Annotated in this window: 25 protein-coding genes and 1 pseudogene; 11 read left to right on the top strand and 15 right to left on the bottom strand. The window is 36.2% G+C overall.

Translation table 11 applies throughout. From position 1 onward, the window contains the following. Positions 1-2,189: fibrinogen-binding adhesin SdrG C-terminal domain-containing protein (locus tag HMPREF3031_RS04400; RefSeq protein WP_142351307.1), on the bottom strand; the 2,189-nt coding region annotated here is incomplete at its 3' end. A gap of 298 nt (positions 2,190-2,487) precedes the next feature. After that, positions 2,488-4,539, bottom strand: a complete 2,052-nt coding sequence (locus HMPREF3031_RS04395) for a Mur ligase family protein (protein WP_070684266.1) — start codon at positions 4,537-4,539, stop codon at positions 2,488-2,490. A gap of 91 nt (positions 4,540-4,630) precedes the next feature. Between HMPREF3031_RS04395 and HMPREF3031_RS04390 the strand changes: the two genes are divergently transcribed. Both HMPREF3031_RS04390 and HMPREF3031_RS04385 read left to right on the top strand, forming a co-directional pair. Beyond that, a complete protein-coding gene (locus tag HMPREF3031_RS04390) occupies positions 4,631-4,816 on the top strand; it encodes a hypothetical protein (RefSeq protein ID WP_002480125.1) in 186 nt (61 codons plus the stop codon). A gap of 255 nt (positions 4,817-5,071) precedes the next feature. Beyond that, positions 5,072-5,485, top strand: coding sequence for a hypothetical protein (locus HMPREF3031_RS04385; RefSeq protein ID WP_002480126.1), 414 nt, complete (start codon positions 5,072-5,074; stop codon positions 5,483-5,485). Between the two features lie 67 nt (positions 5,486-5,552). On the opposite strand, the gene HMPREF3031_RS04380 is transcribed toward HMPREF3031_RS04385, so the two are convergent. Both HMPREF3031_RS04380 and HMPREF3031_RS04375 read right to left on the bottom strand, forming a co-directional pair. After that, positions 5,553-6,041, bottom strand: coding sequence for a DUF4064 domain-containing protein (locus HMPREF3031_RS04380; protein ID WP_002480127.1), 489 nt, complete (start codon positions 6,039-6,041; stop codon positions 5,553-5,555). A gap of 185 nt (positions 6,042-6,226) precedes the next feature. Continuing rightward, positions 6,227-7,306, bottom strand: coding sequence for an aldo/keto reductase (locus HMPREF3031_RS04375; RefSeq protein WP_002480128.1), 1,080 nt, complete (start codon positions 7,304-7,306; stop codon positions 6,227-6,229). 191 nt (positions 7,307-7,497) lie between these two features. On the opposite strand from HMPREF3031_RS04375, the gene HMPREF3031_RS13430 reads away from it, so the two are divergent. From HMPREF3031_RS13430 to HMPREF3031_RS04365, 3 genes and pseudogenes are all read left to right on the top strand, one after another. Beyond that, positions 7,498-7,647 (top strand): hypothetical protein, encoded by a 150-nt coding sequence (locus tag HMPREF3031_RS13430; RefSeq protein WP_002480129.1) that lies wholly within the window; start codon positions 7,498-7,500, stop codon positions 7,645-7,647. Between the two features lie 177 nt (positions 7,648-7,824). Beyond that, positions 7,825-9,006: pseudogene (locus HMPREF3031_RS04370) on the top strand (YbfB/YjiJ family MFS transporter). Between the two features lie 59 nt (positions 9,007-9,065). Continuing rightward, the gene (locus HMPREF3031_RS04365) at positions 9,066-9,281 is read left to right on the top strand and encodes a hypothetical protein (protein ID WP_002480131.1); all 216 of its coding nucleotides are present in this window, start codon (positions 9,066-9,068) and stop codon (positions 9,279-9,281) included. 62 nt (positions 9,282-9,343) lie between these two features. On the opposite strand, the gene HMPREF3031_RS04360 is transcribed toward HMPREF3031_RS04365, so the two are convergent. The 4 genes from HMPREF3031_RS04360 to HMPREF3031_RS04345 form a co-directional block, all read right to left on the bottom strand. After that, positions 9,344-10,477, bottom strand: a complete 1,134-nt coding sequence (locus tag HMPREF3031_RS04360; protein WP_002480132.1) for a M24 family metallopeptidase — start codon at positions 10,475-10,477, stop codon at positions 9,344-9,346. Beyond that, positions 10,455-11,864 carry a sodium:solute symporter family protein gene (locus tag HMPREF3031_RS04355; RefSeq protein WP_002480133.1) on the bottom strand — a complete coding sequence of 470 codons (1,410 nt, stop codon included), beginning with the start codon at positions 11,862-11,864 and terminating at the stop codon, positions 10,455-10,457. The genes HMPREF3031_RS04360 and HMPREF3031_RS04355 overlap by 23 nt, the downstream gene beginning before the upstream one ends. Before the next feature lie 146 nt (positions 11,865-12,010). Further along, positions 12,011-12,736, bottom strand: coding sequence for a hypothetical protein (locus tag HMPREF3031_RS04350; RefSeq protein WP_002480134.1), 726 nt, complete (start codon positions 12,734-12,736; stop codon positions 12,011-12,013). Positions 12,737-12,741: 5 nt separating this feature from the next. Beyond that, the gene (locus tag HMPREF3031_RS04345) at positions 12,742-13,347 is read right to left on the bottom strand and encodes a DUF4004 family protein (protein WP_002480135.1); all 606 of its coding nucleotides are present in this window, start codon (positions 13,345-13,347) and stop codon (positions 12,742-12,744) included. Positions 13,348-13,896: 549 nt separating this feature from the next. Here HMPREF3031_RS04345 and HMPREF3031_RS04335 point away from each other — a divergent pair. Then, on the top strand, positions 13,897-14,790 hold the full coding sequence (locus HMPREF3031_RS04335) for a VOC family protein (protein WP_037556234.1): 894 nt from the start codon (positions 13,897-13,899) through the stop codon (positions 14,788-14,790). 159 nt (positions 14,791-14,949) lie between these two features. Here the strand turns inward: HMPREF3031_RS04335 and HMPREF3031_RS04330 are convergent, their stop codons facing one another. Further along, entirely contained in the window at positions 14,950-15,231 is a 282-nt protein-coding gene (locus tag HMPREF3031_RS04330) for a GNAT family N-acetyltransferase (RefSeq protein ID WP_002480137.1), read from the bottom strand. 234 nt (positions 15,232-15,465) lie between these two features. On the opposite strand from HMPREF3031_RS04330, the gene HMPREF3031_RS13425 reads away from it, so the two are divergent. Beyond that, positions 15,466-15,945 (top strand): hypothetical protein, encoded by a 480-nt coding sequence (locus HMPREF3031_RS13425; RefSeq protein WP_002480138.1) that lies wholly within the window; start codon positions 15,466-15,468, stop codon positions 15,943-15,945. 137 nt (positions 15,946-16,082) lie between these two features. Next, on the top strand, positions 16,083-17,003 hold the full coding sequence (locus tag HMPREF3031_RS04320; protein ID WP_002480139.1) for a TDT family transporter: 921 nt from the start codon (positions 16,083-16,085) through the stop codon (positions 17,001-17,003). Between the two features lie 50 nt (positions 17,004-17,053). On the opposite strand, the gene HMPREF3031_RS04315 is transcribed toward HMPREF3031_RS04320, so the two are convergent. Continuing rightward, positions 17,054-17,335 carry a GNAT family N-acetyltransferase gene (locus HMPREF3031_RS04315; RefSeq protein ID WP_372510741.1) on the bottom strand — a complete coding sequence of 94 codons (282 nt, stop codon included), beginning with the start codon at positions 17,333-17,335 and terminating at the stop codon, positions 17,054-17,056. Positions 17,336-17,622: 287 nt separating this feature from the next. Here HMPREF3031_RS04315 and HMPREF3031_RS04310 point away from each other — a divergent pair, with 287 nt between their 5' ends. Beyond that, entirely contained in the window at positions 17,623-18,576 is a 954-nt protein-coding gene (locus HMPREF3031_RS04310) for an oxygen-dependent tRNA uridine(34) hydroxylase TrhO (protein WP_002480141.1), read from the top strand. 223 nt (positions 18,577-18,799) lie between these two features. On the opposite strand, the gene HMPREF3031_RS04305 is transcribed toward HMPREF3031_RS04310, so the two are convergent. From HMPREF3031_RS04305 to HMPREF3031_RS04290, 5 genes are all read right to left on the bottom strand, one after another. Further along, positions 18,800-19,036, bottom strand: a complete 237-nt coding sequence (locus tag HMPREF3031_RS04305) for a hypothetical protein (protein WP_002480142.1) — start codon at positions 19,034-19,036, stop codon at positions 18,800-18,802. Between the two features lie 179 nt (positions 19,037-19,215). Further along, complete coding sequence (locus HMPREF3031_RS04300; protein ID WP_002480143.1) at positions 19,216-20,673, bottom strand: carbon starvation CstA family protein; 1,458 nt, start codon at positions 20,671-20,673, stop codon at positions 19,216-19,218. Between the two features lie 512 nt (positions 20,674-21,185). Next, positions 21,186-21,287 carry a putative holin-like toxin gene (locus tag HMPREF3031_RS13870; protein WP_219727503.1) on the bottom strand — a complete coding sequence of 34 codons (102 nt, stop codon included), beginning with the start codon at positions 21,285-21,287 and terminating at the stop codon, positions 21,186-21,188. A gap of 595 nt (positions 21,288-21,882) precedes the next feature. After that, positions 21,883-22,068, bottom strand: a complete 186-nt coding sequence (locus HMPREF3031_RS04295; protein ID WP_002480144.1) for a hypothetical protein — start codon at positions 22,066-22,068, stop codon at positions 21,883-21,885. Positions 22,069-22,241: 173 nt separating this feature from the next. Continuing rightward, positions 22,242-23,882, bottom strand: a complete 1,641-nt coding sequence (locus HMPREF3031_RS04290) for a BCCT family transporter (protein WP_002480145.1) — start codon at positions 23,880-23,882, stop codon at positions 22,242-22,244. Between the two features lie 331 nt (positions 23,883-24,213). On the opposite strand from HMPREF3031_RS04290, the gene HMPREF3031_RS04285 reads away from it, so the two are divergent. Next, a complete protein-coding gene (locus tag HMPREF3031_RS04285; RefSeq protein WP_002480146.1) occupies positions 24,214-25,194 on the top strand; it encodes a tripartite tricarboxylate transporter substrate binding protein in 981 nt (326 codons plus the stop codon). Positions 25,195-25,205: 11 nt separating this feature from the next. Further along, entirely contained in the window at positions 25,206-25,649 is a 444-nt protein-coding gene (locus HMPREF3031_RS04280; RefSeq protein ID WP_002480147.1) for a tripartite tricarboxylate transporter TctB family protein, read from the top strand. Positions 25,650-25,658 lie beyond the last annotated feature (9 nt).

Here is a 25,658-nt window from a genome sequence, read left to right as displayed (position 1 = left end):
GCATCAGCATCTGCGTCTGCGTCGGCATCAGCATCGGCATCCGCGTCTGCGTCGGCATCGGCATCTGCGTCCGCGTCAGCATCGGCGTCTGTATCGTCACCGTCTGCTTCACCAGAACCACTATTGTAAACGTTGTAGTTATCCCATGTGTAGTAAGTATGACCTTGGCCATCATTTGTCGCATCTGAAATCATTTCTGATCTTGTTTTGATTTGTTCACGTGAACCGTCTTGAGCCACGCTATCTAAAACAATAATATAGCGACTTCCGTTTGAAGTTAAGTCTTGGAAATCTAGTGATAGAACTTCTCCACCATTTTCATCTACTGAATATTGTGGGTTGAAGTTGTAAATCGCATCTGGATTATTTGTAACGTCTACCAAGTTCGGATTGTTTTCATCTACGTAGAAACTTGGGTTCAGTTGTTCACCATTTCTCACTTCGTAAATCTTGAAGTTTGTCACATCTGGATTTAATTGTGCTGAACTTTGAGCTGGTGTGCCGTCAGCTGTATCTGGCCAATAATTGTATAAGTTCACTGTCGCATTATACGATTGTTTACCTTGTGGGTTTACATATACAATTTGTCTATATTCACCAGTGTTTCTATCAGTTGTAGTGATAAAGCTATCTACGTTTGATGGGTATGGTGAATCTGAAGTTCTGTAATTGATATCAATATCAGTACTGTATGTTTCACCAGCTACATTTGTTTCTACTGGGTATGTGCCGTCTGTTGGAGCAGCTTGTCTATCCGCATATAATGGGATTTCAAAATGACCTGTTACATTATCATGATTATTAACATAATCAGAGAATGTGTATGTTAATGAGTTTGAATCAGGATTAAATGCGCCTGTTGCAACTACTTCAGTACCATTCATCAAGTCAGGAATTTTAGAACTGCTTGGTGTACTGTTTCCGTAGTAGTTCAAGTACTCTGGGAATTGAACATTGAAGTAGTCTCCAGCTTGAACACTGTCAGCAATTGCTAAATCAGCTGACATATATGTTGATTCACTATCGTTCGCTTGAATTGAGTTTGGACCGATTTGAATATTTGAAGCTGTTACATCTCCATCAACATTGTTGCCAGTCGGTGCTGCTTGCGCTAGTGCAAATGTTTGTGCAGCTCCTTCTTGTGTAGGTTGTTCAGTTGAACGTGTTGCAGTTGTATTTGTTGGTGCTGCAAGTACTTCAGAACTATCTTTTTGATTTGAGTAATCTTGTACTGATTTATTCAAATCTGCTGGATCAGCTGTATTTGAAGTGTCACCTACTGTTGCTGCTGTAGTAGCGTTTGCATCAGATAATTGCGCTGCATTTGGATCATATGCTGGTTGTTCAGCATCTGATACTGGTGCTTGTGCAGTTGTTTGTGCATCTTGTTGTGGTTCAACAGATTGCGCTTGTTGTGTTGTTGTTTCATTAGCTGGTGCTGTTGCATTTTGTGCAGCTGTATCACCAGTTGTTGTTGTTTCATTTGTGCCTGTTGTTGGAGCTTCAACTGGCGCAACAGGTGTTGAAGCATTCAATGCATTTTCCTGTGTTGGTTGAGCATCTTGAGTTGATTGTGATTCTTGTTGTGCTGATGTATTTGTTGTTGATGTTTGCTTATCAACTGTTTGGTCAGTATTTGTTTCAGTTGTTTTCGGCTCAGTCGTAGTTGTGTTTGCTGTATTTGTATCTGTTGTTGTTTGAGCATCAATTTTTGGTGCTTGTTCTTTAGCTGTTGCATTTTGCTCAGTCGCAGTTGTATCTGCAGTTGTTTCATTTGTTGGTGTTTTTGTTTCTGTAGTTGCTGGTGCATCTGCTTTTGGTGCAGTTGTTTCTGTCGACTGTTGGGTAGAATCAGTTGATGCTTGTTCCCCTGCTACAGTTTGCTCTGCTTTCGCATCAGTTGTATTTGTTGCTGATGTATCTTGAGCTGGTGTTTGATCTTGTGTAGCTGTTGTTTCAGTTGTCGTTGTGCTTTGTGTTTTTGTGTCAGTTGTCGGAGTTTGTTCTTGTGGTGTTGACTCTGTAGTTGTAGTGACGTTCGTTGTCTCACCGCTTGTAGTATTTTCAGCGGCTTGTGCGTCATTCGCATTCGCAAATAATGTTGCCCCTACAATAACTGAGGCAGCCCCTACAGTGATTTTACGAATTGAATAACGATTGCGTTTGTTGAAAAAGTCTTGATTGTTCAAGAAATCCCTCCTACTTATTTTTGTAAGGCCTTACCCTATTATGTTACACAAGTGAGCAATAAATAAACAATTTTGCATTAATTTGACATTTTTTTTATTTTTCAGACACATTTTGTCCAAGTTTGATTAATCCCATGCAATTGGTTAGATTTATATTTATATAGAACTCATCTTTTTTATAAATTACCTACCGATTATTTTAAAACTAATATAGTTTTGTCATAAATCACATTTTAATTCAAAATCCATTTTGAGAATAAAATAAAAAGTCTAAGGCTAACCCCAGACAAAATTAACCTCAGACTTTTCTTGATAAATATGATTTTGCTTCATCTTCACTTTCAAATCCTGTGAAAATAATAACTTGCTTACCATCTTTTAAAATGCCATGACGACCGTATTCACCAATGACTATTCCACCTTTATCATTCTCAAATAATTGGTTTTGTCCATATTTTAATAAGGCGAGTAAGTCATCTACACTGAACGTTTGACGCTCTTTCATTCTGAAACGCCCTGTTAAGTTAATCGCTACAGAATCAGACATTTTTAATTGTTTAACCAATTCTTGCACATGTCTTTTTCTTGCTTGATGCGTTGGATACAGTTCATGTGCTAATTGATAGACTAACGATGGATGTGGTGTGTCATTCATGGCTTCTACTAGATCCCTCCACGAAAGCTGAATACCTTCATAGTAAGTGTCATTGTTTGTAGGCCATTGTTTGAGAGTAACCGTATAATTTTGAACTTCTCGTTGTTTTGCATCTAGGTAGTAAATAATCGGTGTCAAACCTTCTATTGTGGCTGAACCATAACGATTAGATTGCGTTTCAATCTGATCAGTTTCTAAATTATAAATAAGATATGCGCGCCCTTGGCTAGCAGCCGCTTCAAAATGCTTCTCTTCGTCCCCACTTCTCTCATAATGCAGTAAAGCATTTTGAAGCTGACTTGCGACTTTGGGAAACTCTGTTTGAGTTACAGAAGATTTCATCAACACTAAAGCATCTTGATTAATCAAATAACATAAATCTTTCAACATTAAATCTTTATTGTGATACCACGTAATATATTTACCTTTAACTTTATTCACTACTTTACGTAATGGTTGATCCATACATAAAATATAATCCGCTTCAGACTGTTCTAAGGCAGGCACTAATTCAGCATGCACGCGGTCAGTCTGCTCACCTAAATCACTGATTTGACCTAACGCAATAATTTTATGTCCTTTAAAGAATGGCGCTTGTGAATTAAACGCATCAATCGCATTCAACATTGCAGGCAAAGAAGCATTATGCGTATCATCAAGTACCGTAGCTTCTTCATGCAGACTTTTCACAGGTCTGAATTCTAAGACCTTCTTAAAAAGTTGAGTTTGCGCTAACTGTTTCAAGTGTTGCTTTACATCAACTTTCAAATGTTTCAACGTTAATAATACTGCCAAAGCATTCTCAACCATGCCCTTACTGACAGAAGGCACTTCAAATTGATAACCATCATTCGTTGTCACTTCTACTGCTTTTTTCACAGGTTTGATTTGTGTCGTATAAATGTCTGCCGAATTATCTTCAGTACTATAACGAAATACATGTTTAGTATGAATTGATGCAGCTTGTTTCAGCTCATTTTGATGGAGTGTGTCACCATTATAAATCGCGATACCGTCTTGATTTAATCCCGCAAAAATCCTTGATTTGAAAGCTACAATTTCTTCCGTTGAACCAATAGTGGATAGATGTGCAGAGCCGATTCCTGTGACAATCGCAATTTGCGGTTTCAATACTTCAGCCATATTTCCACGATTATTTAACGCATTTAAAGACGTTTCGAAAACCGCAATATCTGGATTAGACGCTAATTTACACATATGCAAATAAATGGCACTACGTGTATTACTGTTCCCTCTATTTTGTTGGACTTTATAAGGTTGTAATGCCGCACTTAACATTAAGCGTGTCGAGCTTTTACCCATGGAGCCTGTCAACGCAATGACTGGATTATGATAATGTTTTCGAATATGTAAGGCTAATATTTTCATAGCTTTAATCGCATTTCTCACTACAATTTGCGGAATTTGATGTGCTAAATCTTCTACATAGGTTTCAGTAATAATCAAACCAATCTTTGAAACATCTTTTGGGATTTGCGCATTACCATCTTTCATCACTTTTGATTTCTTTAAATATTGTTTCCATGATGCTTCACTGATAGAGATGAATGCGGTTGATTCTGACTTAACATGCAGCATTTGATATTCAAAATCATCAATAGAATTTTGTTCCTTTCCTTGTGCATCAAATAGTTCTGTATCTAAGATTTGTGCAATCGTTTCTAATGTATACATGATGACCTCCAAAAAGTAATAGTTTTGCATTGCTTCAACCTTATGGTTTATTGTATAGATAATCTTAACAATTTACAGGAGGCTTTCAGCAATGACCACAGAGAAAGATAAAAGTCTAGATGAGATTAATCAGGAAATAGAAGAAGAATTGAGAAACTATGATCCTGATAAAGAGGAAAAACCAAAGAGAAGTGTACTCTTTACCAAACCCAGACTCATCGTTCTATTAGTTGTTTTAGGACTTGCGCTGTACAGATTACTTCACTTCTTTTTCTAATTATCGGTAGGTGTAAATAATTAACGTTACTATATCATATTCAAAGCCAATGTGTGTCGTGCAACTGGAAGTCTGTGTATGTATTCCTTACTTCCAGCGTTGCCACATGTTTAATAGGTTGCCAATTTTTTAAGTCATATGTCACCTAATAAACATTCATATTACTGACGTTAATCTCACTTTAACTTTTCTAAATCTACTAAAAGTATGATACGCTCAATAAAACTTACCTCTTAATAAAGGATGGCGTCATTTATGAAAGTACTGTACCACGCAATGTCCATTTTAATTTTATCTGTCTTTTTATTCGGCTTATTCAGCCTGACCGATTTATTTTATACCCATCATCTCGCAAGTTTATTATTAAATGTGGATTTCGTGCCAGGCTTTTTTGATGTGAGCTTTGGGCTTAAATTCATCTTACATATTGTCTTTACCACAATGATATATGTCGTCTTTCAAGCCATCCGGGACTCTTACGTCTATCCAGCAGGTATTCTAATTATTATCGTATTATTCGCCGTTATCTATCCTTCACTTATTACTTGGTCTATTAACCCAATCTACCAATTTCACTGGATTGATTATATTGTTTGGATGATAGGTCACACTATCTTCATCTTCTTAGTCGTTTTCATTCTGCGCTTTGAGAAAAATTTATGGTATTAGAATCAATAATTTCATTTTAAATGAAAATAAGCCGCCTCTGTATGAGACGGCTTAAATATTGATTGAATTAGTATTTATATGGATCTTCTTCTCTTGTACGTTCATGTGAACGTTCTTGTGCGAATTCATTCGCTTTATCATAGTTATAGTAACCATCTTGAGTTAATGAAGCTGCTTTTGGTTTTCTGCTGAATAACATGATAGATGCGATAATCCAAAGAATCGCTGAAATCCAGTTACATAGTAATGCCACGATACCTGCGATTAATAATAAGATAGCTGCTGCTTTAGCTTTCTTGCTGATAAAGATTCCGCCAACAATAGCTAAAATCACCGCAATTACATTAGCCACTAATACGAAAGTACCGAGTACTTGCATACCTGAAGCTACTTGTGAGATTTCTTCATACGTTAAGCTGGCATCACTTTGCTGCATACCTGCTACAAAGTCATCACTTTGCATTAATGGAACCATTAAAGCCACAAATAATACGATTAACGCACCGATTCCGACACCAATCCATGTTAAGACATGTTCACCTGTTCGTTTGATCATATAAAACCCTCCCCTATCTCTTTAGTATTGTTAAAAATTTTATAAGCTTACAATTATCATTAGTATACTAATACATGAGTTATACGTCCATAGTCTACTTAAAATCTTCAACATCTTTTACATTTTCAATAAATATAAATGTTTGTTTCTTAAAATTCTTTTTTAAATTACAGTACTTCACTGATTTAAAGTAACGTATCGCTATGATTCATTAAACGGTTATATTCTTCTAAATATACTTTTTCAGCTTCAGAACCACGTGCAGCTGAATTCATCGCACGATGCCATAGTGGATAAATCGGTTGTGGCTGTGTTAAATCCGTAATCATTTGATGTTCTTCTTTTGTAAGTTTCAGATTATAAGATGCGATATTCTCTTTCAGTTGTGCTTGATTACGTGCAGCTAAGACAATTGAATCCACGTTTGGACGTTCTCTCAACCAAGCTAAAATCACTTGTGGCACTGTCGCATTGTGTGCGTGTGCTATTTCTTGTACAAGTTCAATTAAACGATAGAACAACTCATGATCTTTTACATAAGGCTCAGCCCATCCATCACCTTGACGGGTATTGGGCTCGCCTTTTTTATCACGGGTAATCTTACCTGTAAGTAATCCTTCACCTAAAGGCGACCAGATACTGTTGCCGACACCTAATTCTGTACCTGCAGGCAACAATTCATATTCCGCTTCTCTTGATTCAGGCGTGTAATAGATTTGTTGCGCAATCGGCGGTGCCATATTATTTTCTACCGCCAGTGTATAGGTCTTGGCTAAATTCCAACCACTATAGTTAGATACACCCCAATAACGAATTTTTCCTTTACGAATTAAATCATTCATCGTTTGAATTGTTTCTTCTACCGGAACTTGTCCATCCCATGTATGAATGTAATATAAATCAACGTAATCTGTACCTAAACGTTTTAAAGAATGGTCGATCGAACGCTCTATATTTAAACTAGATGCACCGACATTATTTGCGATATCGTTATATGGGAACCCTGTTTTGGTACTGATGACCATTTCATCTCTGTGATGTCTGATTGCTTTTCCTAACGCAATTTCTGCATCACCTTTCGCATAAAGGTTTGCTGTATCAAATTGGTTAATACCTTGCTCTAAAGCATAGTCTATAAAGTATGCCGCTTCTTTCTCTGTTACACCACCCGCATTTTCAAAACCATTCGTTGCGGAGAATGGAACAGAACCTAACGCATATTTCGAAACGACTAATCCTGAATTACCAAGTGTTGTATAATCCATAATCTGTCTCCTCCTTTAATACTTAATAATGTAATTCCCTTTAAAGAAGAATTTTAAATGCTATAAGCTTAAAATCTATAATAAAATTAGGCAGTGTACGATAATTAAAAAAGAATTACGCTTAATATGTTTCACGTTCTATACGTGGGGTAACACATAACTGTACTTAATTTTTAAGGAGGAATTTGATTATGAACTTTGATGATATTAAGAAAAAAGGTCAAGATCACTTAAACGAACATAAAGATGAGTATATTGAAAAAGGTAAAGAATTCGCTAAAGATCAATTAGGCGGAGATAAGAAAGATAACAAAGACGATAAAAAAGAAGACAAGAAATAATAAACTGGATTAACAACCCTACTTTAACTATAGATAGACTGCTTTCAATAGAAAGTGGTCTATTTTTTTATAAGCACGATAACTTTTACTTATGTTAAACATCAAGAATCATCATTATTATTAAAGTATATTGAGGCGTATAATGAGGTCATCTATCAAATTTCAGGGGTGAATGCCATGTCACAACACGCACATCGTCAGTTATTACTCGGGATGGCATCATTATTTATTGTAATGGCCATCGGTCGATTTGCCTATACACCTATCTTACCGTTTATGTAGCAAGCTGAACATATGGATGGTAAAGGGGCTGGCTTACTTGCGACGATTAATTATCTCGGTTATTTAATCGGTGCGATTATTCCGATGTTTTGGATTATTAAAAGTAAAGTCGTCGATGTGAAAATTTATTTAGTATTAAACGTGCTTTCTACAATTTTTATGGGGTTTACCTCAAATTTCATTTTATGGTCCATATTGCGTTTAATCGCAGGACTCACAAGCGGAACAGTCTTTGTCTTAGCCTCTAACGTCGTATTAGAAGCATTAAGACAAGCACATAAAGAAGGTATTTCAGGTTTACTCTATAGCGCTGTTGGTATCGGACTCTTTTCAAGCAGTATTTTTGTCTTCTTCTACACAGACCTCAACTCATGGAAAATGACTTGGATTATCCTTGGGCTCTTTTCATTAGCGTTAAGTTTATTGGTTATTTTCTTTATGCGAGAAAACCCAGATATTAATGTTGAAGCGCATCATAAAGCGACTTCTAAGATACCCTTCCGTCTCAACAAAACATTTATGCGCTGGTTCTCTATTGCTTATTTCTGTGAAGGAGCTGGCTATATTATTACCGGAACTTTCTTAGTCGCAATCATTAAATCAATACCTGCTTTCTCTGAATATGCAGCACTCAGTTGGATGTTTGTCGGCTTAGGGGCTATCCCTTCTACAGTAGTATGGTCAATGATTGCGGAGAAAATGGATTATAGTAAAGCAACTTATATGGCATTTGGTCTACAAATCATCAGTGTCGCTTTACCAGTGTTTTCACATCATATTGTCAGTTTAATTATCAGCTCACTAATCTTCGGTAGTACGTTCTTAGGTTTGACGACACTCTTCATGTCTAAAGGACAAATGTTGATGCTTCAGACTGGCGGTAAGTCTAACTTTATCGCTACATTAACTGTTATTTACAGTATCGGCCAAATGATTGCGCCGTTTGTGTCAGGCTATCTTATTGGAGATTCCGGCAATTATAATGCAGCATTGTTATTTGCGACAGCTATTTTAATTATCGGTCTTATCAGCAGCTGGATCAGTTACCGTGCATTAAATAAAGAAGCGATTCAATAAGTAAAGTTTTGTCTGGTTATCAAAAGGGAATGTAACTACTAACAAAGGAGGATGTTACAATGCCTTTTGTAAAACAAAGAATGAAAGAAGATTTAACTGAAGACCCACGTATTAGTGAAGACAGCTTCACAACAGACCAAGAACTTCAAAACAGAGCGTTTGAACGTTTAGGTAAAGACATCGTCATTATTGAAGTATTATCTATTATGAACATTGTCTTTGCGGTCTTTTCATTTTCATTACTTGGTCTATTATTACGAGAACGAAGCAAATAATCATTGAAACTTGAAAAACCTGTGCCATCACACGATAGCACAGGTTTTTAATTATGCATTGTTTATTTAATCAAATCTTCTAAGTCATGCGGATAGTTTGTGACAACTTCTGTTCCTTCTTTTTTCAAGATAACCGTATCAGAATGTCTGAAGCCGCCGACGCCTGGAATATAAATACCTGGTTCTACACAAAAGACCATGCCTTCTTTTAACTCTAGCTCATTATCAAAGCGCAATGAGGGTTCTTCATGTTGTCCAATACCTATACCATGACCTGTTCTATGGCTGATATAGTCACCATAACCTTCCGCTTCAAGAATTGTTCTTGCGACTTGATCGACCGCATTTGCGGTTACACCCACTTCAATAAAGTCTAACGCAGCTTTATGCGCTTCAACCATCGCTTCAAATGCATGGCGCTGTTCATCAGTAGGCTCGCCAACAAAGAAAGTTCGTTCACATTCTGCACGATATCCATTCAACTCTAATTGACGGCTATGTACAATCACATCACCTTGTTGAATTTGTTTCGTATTAGAGAATGTATGTGGCATTGTAGAACGTTTGATACCTGAAGGTGACATTACAAAAAATCCAAATTCCGCATCTGGATAGTTTTGAGAAATCGTGTCGAATAAATAACTGTTTCCAAAGTTATCGATATCCATTTCAGTCAAACCTGCTTTCGCATGTTCAATCGTTTGCGCCACGGCTTGACTGACAATTTCTCCACTCTCTCTAATAGCTTGTTGTTCATCTTCATATTTATAAGTTCGTTGTTCTACTAATGCTTGACCGATATCTTTCACTTTAAAGTTATGACTCACAATATCTAAATAAAATTGTGTGGGTAAGAAGCCTGTTTCAATCCCAATCGTTGAGACATTTTGATATTTTTCTAATAAGTCATTAAAGACTGTTTGATAATGCGTCGGAACATCATCTGTGACTGGAATTTCAGTATACGTATAGATATCTTGAATACCCGTTTTATCTCTGAAATGCGCTTCTTCTAGTTTCGGCGCAATTACTTCAATGTTTTCCTGGGAAATAAATAAAATAATCGGACGCGAATAAATGACAGCTTTAAAGCCAGTAAAATACATTTGATTCTCAAAATTCATTACAATACTTAAATCGATGTCTTGTTGTTTCATCGTTTCTCTAAACGCATCAAGACGTTGTTTCAAGTTCACGTTGGTTGCCTCCTTTAGAAGTAAATAATGTCACAACTACTAACACAATAATCGCCAGCGGCACAGAAATTAACGCAGAGTTAATACCTGTACTTTGAACAAAACCAAGTTCCCAAGTCAGTGTTGTTACTAAACCGACTGCCATTGAAGCAAGACCTCCTGCTTTCGTGACTTTCGGATAAATAAACACTGCTAATAATGCCGGTGTAATTCCTGCACCGTATACGGTATAAGCGTACATTTGAACAGATAACACTGATGGGAAGTACATTGTTAATAAGAATGCGATCACACCTAAAATCGGTACAAGAATTCTTGTCATCAATAACATCTTATTTTCATGCTTATACTTAAAGTTATCCCCGAACAAGTCATAAATGACACTTGTCGCAGCAGATAATAAATATGAATTTCCTGTAGTAGTAATAAACGCAGTAAGTGCTGCAATGAGCACACCGCCAATCACAATCGGCAATTGACTCGTTAACGCAATCAAAGCCATTCCTGGTTCAATTTTTGGGAAAATCGAACGAGAAATAAATGCGAGCAATGAAATAAGTGGTGTCACGATTAATAAACCGACAATCCACCCAATCGTACCGATACGTGTCACTTTATTATCACGAGATGACGCCAGTCGTTGATAAATATTCTGATCACCTAACAGTAAGAACAACATTGGAATATAGAAACCTAAAATTTGAACAAAAGTTAATGTTCCCATTGGTTTCAAATGTGTTTTCGGTACATTCGACAAAATAGTATCCCAGCCGCCACCGACCGCAATTGCGACAGGTACTGCGATAATCAACGCAATTGTAATTAAGAATGCACTTAACGCATCTGTTGGTGCGACTGACATCAAACCGCCCATAGTCGCAAGTAAAATAATAATCACTGCCGCAATAATAGTGCCGAGTTCTACTGAAATACCTGTTGAAACATGTAATACATAGCCAAGTCCTTGATATTGATACGAGACAATCCCTACAAACGCCAAAATGATAATGACTGCCGCAAAGTAACTTGCGACCTTTCCATATTTCATCTCTAATATCTCAGCTACAGTATATTTTCCATAGTTTCTGACCTTCGAACTAATAATAAAAATTGTCCCTATTCCGATGATACTCGGAATCGCATAACCGACTGCCGGCCATAATCCAAAACTATAAGCCAGCGAGTTTTGACCGCCTGTGACAGAACCACTACCGACCCATGTCGCAAGTAATGTCCCCATTAATACGACTGGCCCGAGTGTTTTACCTGCGAGAATAAAGTCCTCATTACTCTCTACTTTCTTTGAATACACAAAACCTAATGCAACCATCAATACCCCATAACCAATGACGAACCAAATTAAAATTGGTTCAGCAGAAAATCCCATAATATTCCCCCCTGTATATAAAAAACTAACCGTTTTTCAACGATTAGCTTAAGAATAAAGATTAATTTTAGCACAAAATTAAAACAATAGTAACAACAATCTAATTATTCTGATATTTTAAGAGAGAATACGTCTAAAAATACAATTTATAGTTTCGTAATTTTACCGATTTGTGCTGCTTGAGCGCATTCTAAGGTCTTTGTATATTCAATCGTTTCAACTTCCACATCTTCGTGTAAGATAATATGATCTCCACGAATGACTTTCGCTTTAACACGGTCGACTTCTATACGATCCCCTTCAATAACCTCAGCAGTTAAGTATGCAGAATCTGACTGAGAAGTCATGACAGTTATAAATTTAAACTTCTTCTTTTCTCCATCGTGTTTGCGTATGTGAATCACATTGCCCCCAATTTCGCGAACATAACTATCTTGTCGCACATGTACGTCAACAGTATCTGCATTCAACATTCCTTCGACTTTAACTTGACCATCGATTTCAAGTTCATCTATTTCGCAATTACCTTCTGTTTCAAGTACCCCGAGAAGTTTTAATCTTTTACCGTTTAAATGACCTTTGACATCAACAGTTCCTGTCACTTTAAGTAATTCAAATGTTAAATCTTCTTCTACTTCAACTTCACCGATAATAGAAGCTGTTGTTACATGTACATTTTTACGACCAGTGAAATTACCTATCAGTTTGATTTTGTTTACATTGACTTGGTCTGATGCGGTAATTTCACCCGTCATTTTAATGTTATTAACACTGGTTTCAAATGGAAATTGAACTTCTCCCAATAAAGTAATCGCGTCATATTCACTGTCTTCTAATTGCTTCTTACCCATGCCTTTGATGGACTGACTCATGATGTTTACACTTCTTTCTTAAATAGGTTTTGGATGTTAATTGTTTCTAAGACTCTTACACTATCATCGATTTTAATCGGCGTATTTTGTTCAACCAGCAAATAAAACGTGATTCCGAATTTACGGCAGATATATAATTCTGCTTCTTTATCATTTTCACTATATTCTAGTAAAAACGCCTGTAAATCTTGTGCTTCTTCCATTGAGACAATACTGCGTGTTACTACTTCATCTAAAATAGTACCCACATAAACCGCTTGATCTTGCGGATATTGTTCTAACAAGACTTTACCGACTTCGCGATAAAAGAAACCTGCCCATGATTGAATCAAAGTGTCATTATCTTTGTATTCAATTTCTGGTTCATAACCGTCATCTGCGAACATTTTGACCATATCATCTAAGACATAGTCATGTTTATAACGTTGAATATCTTCGATTCTTTTAATGACTTTGGCTTTAGGTAAGAACGTTTCTTGACCTGTAAAAGTAGATTTACGAATGAACCATTCATCTGGAATTAAGTGTTTACGTTTCCAACGATACAATTGGCCGTAAGTAATGCCACATTCTGTTAATAAGTCTTTTTTGCTGATTAATTGTTCTTTCATAATTATCCTCCTAATCATAATGTAACATAACACTGTTACATGTACGAGTGTTTTCGCTATTTTCCCATAAAAAATAACCTGATCTAGACGGATGCATACGCAAACTGGCTGGATCAGGCTCCTCTTTAGCTATCTATTGTTTCCTTCTACCTTTAAATATCTCGAGTATGATTAATACGATGCATACCACCATAACTATCGTGATGAGTACAGCCACGATATAGTTTAGTCCTATGGTTGATGCGACTATCATTTCAATCAATGCTAACAAGCACATTAACGCAATCAGCAGCGATATTTTCACCAAGTTCATCGTTTCACCCCATCTATTTCTCTTAGGTATTTGCTTCTATTATGCCCGATAACGCGATTATCCTCAAAGCAAAAACTTAAGGTTTGCGTGTTTTGTCAAAAGTTGGGGTAAATTTATACAAAGAAACATAAAACTTTCTTTATGTTAATGGAACGGTTATGATATAGGTATAAAAAGTATACTAGATAAATAGGAGGGATAGTGTGACGCTGATTACAGGACATCATCATATCTCAATGTACACAAAAGATGCGCGTGAAAATAAACAATTTTATACAGAAGTCTTAGGTTTACGCCTAATTGAAAAATCTGTGAACCAAGATAATCCATCGATGTACCACTTATTCTATGGGGATGAAACAGGTGCACCAGGTACTTTGTTAACTTTCTTTGAAATGAAAATGTTAGGAAAACATCATTCAGGTACCAATAGTATTGAACGATTAGTATTACTCGTACCTAATGAAGCAGCATTAGGTTATTTCAAAGAACGTCTGAACGAGAATCAAGTTGAAACAGAAGCTATCACATACCTTAGACAACAAGCATTAGCTTTTGAAGATCCTGACGGCTTAAAACTAATACTCATGGTCAATGGCGACAACGCAGTTCCTAACGCTTGGCATGCGAATCCTTATACAGATGTACCTCAAGAATTTCAAATTTTAGGAATGGGACCTGTAGAATTACATTTACGCAATTTACAACCTACTATCGACTTTCTAACCAACACATTAGGTTATCACGCACACTTTGGCGATGATAATGTCTATACATTAAATCCTAGTGGACGTTATACAGACTTTGTCTTAGTTGAAGAACAAGGTCAAAGTGTAAAACCTGGACGTGGTTATGTACATCATATTGCAGTGAGTGTACCAACTGATGAAGCTTTAGAAACATTATTAGATAAATTAGAACAATTGCCTGGCAGTACTTCAGGTATTATTGACCGTTATTTCTTTAAATCTATCTACTATCGTAACAACAAAATTTTATATGAATTCGCAACAGAAGCACCTGGTTTTACGGTCGACACAGATGTTAAAGATCTAGGCAGCAAACTCGCATTACCTGACTTCTTAGAACACAAACGCGAACAAATCGAAAGCCAGTTAGAAGAAATTTAAGTTAGAAAATCTAAAGATTATATATAATATTCACCGACTGGAATCAAGGTGAAACTGCATTAAAAAGAAGCGCTGGGATGTCATATCTCAGCGCTTCTTTACACTTACCTCAAACACACTAACCCTTGTCATTACAGGAGTTTTAAGACATACCTAAGACTAACCTTTTAGTAAGACGTCATGATACTCCGGTGTCTCTTCTAATACTTGTTTAGCGAATGGGCAAGTGGCTAAAATTTTAATATCATTTTCTCGTGCATAATTCACACCCGCTTCAACTAACTGCTTCGCAATACCTTGTCCACGTAAACTTTCATCTACACCTGTATAATCGATAATAATTTTATCTTTGCCTGTCGGTACATATGTCATTTCTGCATCTGAATTTTCTTCTGAATCGCCTACATAGAATTTATTGTGTCCGTGTTTAATCTCTGCCATACTATCTCCTCACTTTCAAATAAGTTGGTATAAAAGTTATACCACTAACTTCTCTTTCTAAACACAACGAATGATTTAACAATGACAAATATCTACTTAATCTCTATTCATTTTAATATTGTAACGTTCATTTAATATAAAAAGAGTGGAAAAGCGTAAGGCAATTCTATAAACTTAGAATGAAGATATACATCAAGCACCAAGATAAAACTATAGATATAGGGAGCCAACATCATGTTTCAAGCTATCAAACGTATTCTATCAGTCGTTGTCACTGCATTGCTTGTGACAGCTGTCATTGTCACTGGAATGATTGCTTATGATAAATATAAGCATCACAGCAGCGATCAAGTAGATGCTGCGAAATACTATGAAAATAAAGAAAAACAAAAAGAGAAGAAAACTGAGAAAAAAGAGAAAAAAGAACATAAGCAAGAAGCGCCAGAAGAACCTGTGGTAGAGGAACAAGTACATCATGAGGTCCAACAATCAACTGTACATATCTATCAAGCACCTCAACCTGAAGAAAAACCTGAACCTAAACAAGAAAAAGAAGAAACAAAAGAATATAAACCTGGCGAAGGTGGCGGATCACATCCAGAATCAAAACCACAACCCCAACAAGCACAATCGAAACCGCAACCAGAGCCACAACCTGTTCAACAACAAAAACCAGCCCAACCTGCGCAACAACCACAAGGGCAAGGACATTAATCTCAATAGAGAGGACTCAAAAGGTTCTCTCTATTTTGTTATCTTTTCAAATCATCTACATTTCACTCTGTTTCTTAATCATATAAGCAGTGCTATACTTTGAACATACAAAGAGAGAGAATAGGCAGGCTACATATATGTTTAAATCCATGATTCAAAACGTACCTGCCGCGATTTGCGGTTTAGCTTTAGGTACATTTACTTTTAGTCACATTTTATTTCAAATCCACTTAGCTTGGCTAGGTTTATTAGCAACTACTCTAGGTAGTATTTGCTTGGTTTTATTTTTTATTAAGTTGATACGCTTTCCGAAAGCATTAGGCTTAGAATTAAAGGACAGTAATACTTTTGCGATTATGCCTGCATTACCTATGGGTTTCATGACACTCGCTTCAATTTTAAAATCACAATTCCATATTGATAACCTAATACTCACAAGTTTCTGGATAGGTGCTGTATTGCTACATATTATTTTAATGATTTGGTTTATCCTTTATTTCATTATAAAGCACCGCACATATCCAAATACGAGTTGGTTTGTAATGTTTGTCGGTATCGGCGTGATTGGTGAGACGGCTTCATCGTTTTACGCTAAAATCGGTATCTTTGCGATAGATTTCAGTTCAGTCTTATTCTGGATTCTTTTAGCGTTTATTTTACTTGAAAGAATGTGGCATTATTATCCGAAAGATCAATTACCGATGGCAGTCATTATTAGTGCACCTGCGTCCTTATGTTTAAATGCATATCTATCTTATACTGAAAGTTTATCAGTCAGCTATATTCTGTTTTATTTCGTCATTGCGCAATTTCTATTTGTGTTCTCAGTTATCTTCTTGCCTCAAATCATTGAGAAACGATTCAAACCCGCATATGCTGCACTGACTTTCCCGTGGGCTGTTACTGCTGCCTCAACGTATCATCTTTATACACAATTAGACCTCCCTGGTATTTCCCAGGAAATGCTTGGAATCCTTGCGATGATTGAAATCATCTTTGCGGGATGTGTAATCGTGTGGGTCTATTTCCGTTATACAAAACACATCTTTAACACATAAAACAAGCGCGCTAGTCCTCAGACTAACGCGCCTCTTTTATACACTCATTATTATTTATTTACCAAAATATCTTTGTCATCTGTATTTTCAATAAATGCTTTTGCGAACCAGCATTGTGCATCAATTTTTAAGTTATTTTCTTTCGCATACTCTAAACCGGCATGGACTAATTGATTACCTACACCTTGTCCACGTAAGCTTGGATCTACACCTGTATGCGTAATCGTCATCACATCGTCGTTCATTGTATAATCCATTTCTGCATCTGGTTTCGTTTCATCACCAACATAAAATTTATTGTTGCCATGTTTAATCTCTGCCAAGTATCTCACCTCATTTAAAGTTCTATATATAGTTATTATACCCGTTTGTGTGAAAAACAAATGTAACTTAGCTTCCAAGGACTTTGTATATGAGAATTCTTGCTTTATTCACCCTATTTTAGTGCATTCAATATTAAGTTTATAAACAAACTTATTGCATATTTACAATGATTTGTTAAGCTATTACAGTGGAAAATAATGCTTATCGGTAAAAAAATAGGTCTAATGCATCATTTAGGTTTTAGCTTTTTCCTTTATAATGAGAAATAGATAGAAAGATTGAGGAGTATCATAATATGGATTATAGAGTATTGTTATATTATAAATATGTCACTATAGATGACCCAGAAACGTATGCGGCAGAACACTTAGAGTTCTGTAAAGCACACAATTTAAAAGGCCGTATTTTAGTCTCTACTGAAGGGATTAATGGTACGTTATCAGGAACAAAAGAAGACACAGACGCTTATATTGCACATATGCGTGCAGATGAACGCTTCAAAGATATCACATTCAAGATTGATGAAGCAGAAGGTCATGCATTTAAGAAAATGCATGTACGTCCAAGACATGAAATCGTAGCACTTGATTTAGAACATGATATTGATCCACGTGAGACAACAGGTAAATATTTATCACCTAAAGAATTCAGAGAAGCATTAGATGATGAAGACACTATCGTCTTAGACGCACGTAATGACTATGAGTTTGATTTAGGTCATTTCCGTGGCGCAGTTCGTCCAAACATTACACGTTTCCGTGATTTACCGCAATGGATCAGAGACAATAAAGATATGTTCATGGATAAGAAAATTGTCACTTATTGTACCGGCGGTATCCGTTGTGAAAAATTCTCAGGCTTCTTACTTAAAGAAGGCTTTGAAGATGTTGCACAATTAGAAGGCGGTATCGCAACGTACGGTAAAGACCCTGAAACACAAGGTGAATTATGGGACGGTAAAATGTACGTCTTCGATGAACGTATCAGTGTAGACGTTAACCAAGTAGAAAAAACAGTGATTGGCAAAGAATGGTTCGATGGTACACCATGCGAACGTTATATCAACTGCAGTAACCCTGAATGTAATAAACAAATCTTAGTTTCAGAAGAAAACGAACACCGTTATTTAGGTGCTTGCTGTAAAGAATGTGCAGAGCACGAACGTAATCGCTATGTAGCGAAACACAATCTCAGTGATGAGGAAAAAGAACGCCGTTTAGAAAACTTTAAAGAAACTGTCCACCAATAATTATTCAAAACACGATGGGTATTCAGTACCCATCTTTTTTTATGTCTATATTTAAATTGTGTCATAATATAGATGAAAATAAAAAGCACCGTGCTGGTACACGATGCTTTAGAGACCGTTTCAAAGACAGTGACACATTGAAGGTTAAAAAATAAACCATCTGACTTGTCAAAGTTTGTAGATGGTTTATTTTTTCTATTAGAAATGTACAAAAAGATAAATATTACCATAACCCTCGTATTTCTTTCTTATCCTTCAACCTAAACAAAATTGCGGTATATGTAACTAAACACATTATTTGAATGAAAAAGAAATAAGACAGTAAGGTTTGTTTAAGATCTTCTGTTAATGCATAAGTAAGTAAACGATTCATGATAATTATGATACTAAATAACAATAATACATAACCATTCATCACACGTTCTTTTTGGTAGGGAACTGTCTCTTTATACTGTGCCATTTTAAGTCACCTTCCTTACGTTCATCACTCTACCATAAGGTAATGCAATGGCGTTTAAAATTTCCTAAATGTATATAAATATTGCTTAAGTGTCTAAAGTGAATACATTATTTTAGTACAACTTAAAAACCCGCACCTTCGAAGAGTACGGGTTGAACTAATCTATTTAAGACACCTTGTTAGACTGCCGCATCTCGCTGTGACACGATTGGATGATCTAACTCAAATTTCACACCTGCTGTCACTTTCTTGTATTGATAAATGAAATAAGCAATCCAAATTAATGTTAATACAGCACCTAAATAATAGCTAAGCGTTAAATTTAAACCGAAACCAATCTTCTGACTTAAGATATAGACAAAGATATTCCAAGTCATGAATGTCGCTGGTACAGCTGCTACCCAGAAGTTCTTCTTAGCTAGCAACAGATACATTGCGCCGACCCATAATGCAACCACTGCTGTTGTTTGGTTTGCCCATGAGAAGTAGCGCCATAGAATTGTGAAATCAATTTGTGTTAAGCCGAAACTGATAATAAACAGCGGTGCTGCAACGATAATACGTTTAACTAGAGAACGTTGATTGACATTCAAGTAATCCGCAATAATCATACGTGCACTTCTAAATGATGTATCACCACTTGTGATAGGTAAGACAATCACACCTAACACCGCAATTGTACCTAAAACAGAACCAAGCAATAAGTGAGATGCCTCACTCACAACAAGTGCTGCTTCCCCTTTCGCAAGCACTCCTTGCAAGCCTTGATAACCATTAAATAAACTCATACCTGCTGCTGCCCAGATCATCGCGATAACCCCTTCTGCAACCATCATGCCATAGAAGATAAAGCGGCCATTCTTTTCATTGTTCGCAGTACGTGAAATAATCGGTGTTTGTGTCGCATGGAAACCTGATAATGCGCCACATGTAATCGTAAAGAATAACAGTGGGAAAATCGGTGCGCCGTCAGGGTGCATATTTTTTAAACTTAACTCTGGAATCGGTGCGCCTGTTTGAATTAAACGAAAGCCCATTGCGACCGCACTGATTAACAATAACGCTCCAAAGACTGGATAAACACGTCCAATAATTTTATCAATCGGCAAAATCGTTGAAAGAATGTAGTAAACAAAAATAACGAAGATAATAATACCTAACGCAATACGACCGTCCATCATGTTATGAAGCAATAACGCTGGACTCGTCACGAATACTGTTCCCGTAAGCAGCAACAATAAAATCGAGAAGATATTAACGAAGTGCTTCATGACCTTCCCTAAGAATTTACTCGCAAGTTCAGGTAGATGAGCCCCTTTGTTTCGAATAGAAATCATACCTGTTAAATAATCATGAACGGCTCCTGCGAAAATACATCCTAAAACAATCCATAAAAATGCGACCGGTCCATACAATGCCCCCATAATTGGTCCGAAGATTGGACCTACCCCAGCAATATTCAGTAATTGAATTAACGAGTTAGACGATGTCTTCATCGGTACAAAGTCAACATTATCTCGTTGATGATGTGCTGGTGTCGGTCTCCCTGTTTTCGGTCCAAACATCTTATCAATGTACTTTCCATAAGTGAAATAACCAATAATTAGTAAAATGATAGAAATAATAAACGTAATCATTTCACAATCCCCCTTTTTCTATCTCTCTCCCTGTAGTTCAAGATGTGACAACTTTATGAAAGCGTTTTCTTAATTGAACCACATTTCTTTATTTGTCACAAGATTGTGAAATGTTTAGCTAGAAATAGTTGTTACACACTGTTTATTATTGTTTTTATAATAAATTTATGTTATAAAATAATCGTGCTAGTACACTCTTTGAGCCCGTTAAAAGACGGTGACATAGAAAATTTTTAAAATAAGCCATTTCCTTAGTCAAAGCAGAAAGATGGCTTATTTTTTATCTCTTTTTTCAACAAATTTCGTAATAGTAGAGACTAGATTTAGTATAAATTCACCAAATGCCAGTAGCAATACTATTTCAGTTGTACTTCTTATGCGTGTTGTGCGATAATATAAGTGTATTAAAAAAAGAGCCGTGCTATCACACGACTCTTTGAGCCCGTTAAAAGACGGTGACACATTGAAGGTTAAAAAATAAACCATCTGACTTGTCAAAGTTTGTAGATGGTTTATTTTTTTCTATTAGAAATGTACAAAAAGATAAATACTAGAATTGTGAACTGCAAATCACAGAACGCAATCATTATACTTATAGCTTCAAATACACTCATAAAGCATTTCCTTTCTAAATTCAGCGATACCATAGGCATCACCTCCTTTAAATTAGATTTGCCACCCTCTATTCAACTTTCTCATGCATTTATTATATTATGGCTCAATCTACTTTACATTATGACATAATAAAATTCTTTATTTTTATAACCAAATTCAATGCACTTACATGTAAATGTACTTGCAATTTTTACAAATATTTTTATGAAGATGACAGTATGTGTCTAAGTTAAATATCTGAGTATGTGATTGTATTCATAAATCAAATACGACGCTATTTATACGTTTAGATAAAGAAAGGTATGCATAACATATGATTTATACATTGAGCGTTATCCTTATTCCCATAGTTGTCTTAAGCTTCATTATTTACTGTACAGTTAAGCGAAAGCCTTTGTATTATGTCATTATTGCGATGATTCTACTTCAAATCTTTAAGATACTTGATAGTATTTTTATTGAACATAAGTCTGTCCTTCAGGCATTACTTCATCCTTTTGATATTTTATTATGGGTGATATTAATTACTTATGGGATCAGTCACTATCGGAATAAACACAAAGCATAAAACGCCTCGTGATGTCGCGAAACGTTTTATGCTTTGTCTTTTTTACTTAATTTCTCACTTACCGCAATTACCAGTAGCAGTGTAATAATAATTAGTGCTGCGAAACCTTCAATCTTTTCACTTAAAATGGGTTGGTAAACAAACTTGGTAATAAATAGGGTTAAATAACTAATTGAAAAAATAAAAGCGATGATTTTTAACGTTTTAATCATTGTTGTACTTCTCTCTTTCTCTAATTCCTTTCACCTGATTAAGCATACACTTCTTTCTGATTATGTGAATGCTCTTTTAATTATCATATGTAATAGTTATTTAAATTATACAATAAATAATAGCCGCTTCACACACCCATCGTGCGAAGCGGCTATCACTTTATCTCGATATTTTAATCTTCTTTATGTTGGTTCTCTTGTTCTTCTTGTCGCGCTTGTTCTTGCGCTTCTTGTTCTTTTTGAATTTCTTTCTCACGTTTCTCTAATGGAATAGAGAAGTCTTTTTCGTCATCAATATATGACATCTGGAAGTGTTTTGTCGGTTCTCGACGTAAGGCACCCATAATCGCAAAGATCATCAACACTAGGATGATAGAGAATGGTAAGCCTGTCACAAGTGAAGCAGTTTGTAAACTTGTTAAACCACCTGCGATAGTCATTGTGACTGAAATCGCACCGATTAATAAGCCCCAAATAACTTTATCTTTTACGTTAGGGTTATCAACCCCGCCTGTCGCCATACTTGCGACAATGTGTGTTGTAGAGTCAGCACTTGTCACAATAAAGATAAAGATTAAGGCAATGGCTAGAATACTTGTGATATCTGAAATTGGGAATTGTTTCAACAACTCGAATAATGCGACTGAGTAGTCTTTATCCACAATTTTCTCGATACCTGTATTTTGTGTTAATGCAATTTTTAATGCCGTACCACCAAATCCAGCAATCCAAGTGAATGAAATTAATGGTGGAATGATTAATACACCAATGACGAATTCACGAATTGTACGTCCACGTGATACACGGGCAACGAAACCACCGATAAATGGTGACCAAGCAATGACCCATGCCCAGTAGAAGACTGTCCATTGTTGAACCCAACTGTTATCACCTGTGTATGGATTGATACGTAAACTATATTGAATAAAGTGTGTTAAGTAATCTGAAATCGCAAGTGTATAAGATTCTAACACGAATTTTAAATCACCAAAGATTAAGATAAATATCAATAAGATTGCCCCAAGTCCGATATTGATATTACTCAACCATTTAACACCTCGGTTTAAACCTGTAAGTGCTGATCCTAAGAAGATACATACCATAATGACTGTAATCGCAACTTTAGTCACATTTGTATTCGGTACATCAAAGACATGATTTAATCCACCACTGATTTGCATAATACCTAAACCGATAGATGTCGCAATCCCCATCACTGTCGCGATAATTGCGAGAATATCAATCAAGTTACGTAAAGGTCTTGGATAAGCCTCGCCAAAGACCGGTTCCATAGCTGTAGAAATTAATCCGTTACGTTTCTTACGGAATTGGAAGTACGCTACTGTTAAACCTGCCATTGCGAAGATAGACCATTGTGAGATGCCCCAGTGGAAGAAGGTATAACCCATAGCTAAACGTGCAGATTCTGCAGATTGATCTTTAACACCTGGGAACGGCGCATGTAAGAAGTGTGTCAGCGGTTCTGCTACACCCCAGAAGACAATCCCAACACCAAGTCCTGCTGAGAATAACATCCCAATCCAAGACATGAATGAGAATTCTGGTTCAGAGTCATCTGCGCCGAGTTTGAAGCGGCCGTATCGTGAAACGGCTAATGCGATTAAGAAAATATCCAGTACGACAATAATGACTAAGAAGAGCCATCCAAATGCCCCTGCGATGACATCATACGTACTCTGCGCATATTTTCCGAATAGTTTCGGGAAAATGCCCGCAACTAAAGTCGCCAGCAGGATAATCCCTACCGAAGTGAAATAAACTATATTTCTATGTTTTTCTTTCCTGGTTTTCATGTGAAATTAATAATCCCCTTCCCGCTTGTTTCATATAAGCGTTTGTTTCATTAAACCATAAACAGAACATAATCACAATTCATCATTAAAAACATTTACATCATTATTTAATTTTTATTACGAAACATTTTGAGAATTTAATATCAGCCTTACAGACACTTAAAGATGATAACCTCAAGTTTTCATTTATTTTCACAGATTCCAATATATATTTTATAATTTATACCCTTAGTTATTTATATAATAATTACATCTAACAATCATTGTTAAATTTTGAAAATTGTGATAAATTATCGTAAAATTGAATATTTTTAAACAAAGGGGGATTTTTATGCGAAGATTGGGGTACTTCGTGTTAGCCATGACAGTTATTTTAGCGAGCTGCGGTAAATCTGATGATAAGAAAACCGCAAAATCCAATACGTTTCCTGATGAAACTGTTGAGATTATAGCACCCGCTTCACCAGGCGGTGGCTGGGACACCACTGCACGCGCAATTCAGAAAGTCATGTTAGATGAAAAGCTGACAAATCAAAACATTACAGTTGTGAATAAGCCTGGAGGCGGCGGTGAAGTCGGTTGGCAATACTTAAAATCACGTTCACCAAATACAATCGCCATTAACTCAAGTCTATTACTGTCTAATAAAGAATTAGGGTTAAGTGACCTTGGAGATGATGACTTCACTCCTATTGCGATTCTGGCAACTGAATGGATTAGTTTAACCGCATCAAATAAATCTAATTTGAACTCTGGTAAAGAAGTGATGGAAAAGCTCAAGAAAGATCCGAAATCACTGACAATCGGTGTCGCACCTGGTTTAGGAAATAACGACCACCTTGCATTCGTACAAGCAGCGAAACAATACGGTGTAGATGTCGATAAACTTGATTTCTTAGTGTATAAGAGTGGCGGAGATTTACAAACTGCCCTACTTGGCGGTCATGTAGATGTCGCTTCTACAGCAGTATCAGAAGTTAAAGAGCAACATCAAGTACATAAACTGAAAATGTTAGCAGTGTCATCTGATGAACGACTTGAAGGCATTAAGGATGTGCCGACTTGGCAAGAACAAGGTGTCGATATGGTGTTCCCTCATTGGCGCGGTGTCATGGGGACGAAAGATATGACAAAAGAAGAACGTGCTTATTGGGATAAGACCATGCGTAAAGTCGTACATTCTAAACAATGGCAAGAATTACGTAAAAACAATGATTGGGATAACTTCTACAAAGATAGTGCTGAATCTGAAAAATTCTTAAAAGAGCAACGCAAAAAATATGATCAGCTGATTAAAGATGCTGGTTTCTAAGGGGGAATTGTATGGCTCGTTTAATGCCGCCTATTTTACTTACTTTATTAGGCATCATCTATTTAGTTTTAACGCTGAATGTACAACGTTCACGCATTGGTGATCCAAACAGTCCAATGTACTTTCCGCTACTCATTTCAGTGTTATTGATTGTGATGAGTGTAATTTATTTCTTCCAAGAATATAAAAAAAGACATGAGCATTTTGAAATTCTAGACTTGTTACTTCAAAAGAAAACCTTAATACGCTTAGGCGCAACAGTAGTAATGATTATTATTTACGCATTGATTTTTGAACGCTTAGGTTTCTTGATTTCAACAATCCTCTTCTTAGGAGGCGTCTTGTTTTTAATCAATGGGGTGAAACACTGGCTTCAAAATATCATTGTGGCGCTCGTATTTTCAGGGATTACATGGTATACCTTCTCTCAATTATTAGATGTGAGTTTACCATAAGACAAGGGG

The organism is Staphylococcus sp. HMSC072B07 (assembly GCF_001815505.1).
GTDB classification, from domain to species: domain Bacteria; phylum Bacillota; class Bacilli; order Staphylococcales; family Staphylococcaceae; genus Staphylococcus; species Staphylococcus simulans.
The sequence above is the reverse complement of the archived record's forward strand: the minus strand, read 5'-3'. Positions and strand labels throughout refer to the sequence as shown.